Annotated in this window: 2 protein-coding genes; one reads left to right on the top strand and one right to left on the bottom strand. The window is 34.7% G+C overall.

The window, feature by feature from the left end:
- On the bottom strand, positions 1 to 180 hold a 180-nt coding region (locus RT405_RS01710; RefSeq protein ID WP_313467036.1), incomplete at its 3' end, for an EbsA family protein.
- Positions 181 to 259: 79 nt separating this feature from the next.
- On the opposite strand from RT405_RS01710, the gene RT405_RS01705 reads away from it, so the two are divergent.
- Entirely contained in the window at positions 260 to 679 is a 420-nt protein-coding gene (locus tag RT405_RS01705; RefSeq protein WP_313467034.1) for a ribonuclease HI family protein, read from the top strand.
- Positions 680 to 730 lie beyond the last annotated feature (51 nt).

The following is a 730-nucleotide window of genomic DNA, read 5'->3' as shown; positions in this document are numbered from 1 at the left end:
ATACAAAAGAACGACACTAGATAATCCTAGGATAATACTAATACTAAAATGTTGGCCTTCTAAAAATCCTATCAGACTTAAGAAAAAAAATAGCCAGCAAAACGACCAATAAATCATTTGATAAGCGGGCTCTAGAGAAAGCCGAACTTTTAATTGCCTTTCTATTTTGCATACCCCCATTCATTTAGCACATCTTTAAAATTATCATAACACAATTTTTTTTTAAAACCAATGTAGAAGAAGAAAGGAAAAAGTTTATATGTTAAGAATGTATACAGATGCATCAACTAAAGCTGATCCAGGTCCCAGCGGCGTTGGGCTTGTTTTTATCAGTGAAGAACTGCATGAACAATTAGCTGTTCCGCTAAAAGAAGAAATGAGCAACCATGAAGCAGAATTTGAAGCGGTAATTGCAGGTTTAAATTATTTGATCGAACAGCAACTGACCTCTCATGATTTACTGCTGTTTTCAGACAGTAAAATCGTTGTAACTGCTGTTGAACGTAATTATGTTAAAAATCAAAAGTTTCGGCAGTATCTCCTAACGATCAATCAACTTTTGCAGCACTTTCCTTCATTCAGTATGCAATGGATCCCAGAAGCACAAAATAAAGAAGCGGATCATTTTGCACGTCAAGCATTGCAGCTGCGATTAAAAACAAAGCGTTCATCTTCGTAAAAAAATCCTTTAAAACTTATAATTTCCTACTCTACAAAAAAAGCGCTAAGA

The sequence above is a fragment of the Carnobacterium sp. genome (genome assembly GCF_032094055.1).
Taxonomy (GTDB): domain Bacteria; phylum Bacillota; class Bacilli; order Lactobacillales; family Carnobacteriaceae; genus Carnobacterium_A.
The sequence above is the reverse complement of the archived record's forward strand: the minus strand, read 5'-3'. Positions and strand labels throughout refer to the sequence as shown.

Coding starts and splice junctions, on each gene's coding strand:
- RT405_RS01705 (WP_313467034.1), top strand. CDS start 260: ATGTTAAGAATGTATACAGATGCATCAACTAAAGCTGATCCAGGTCCC.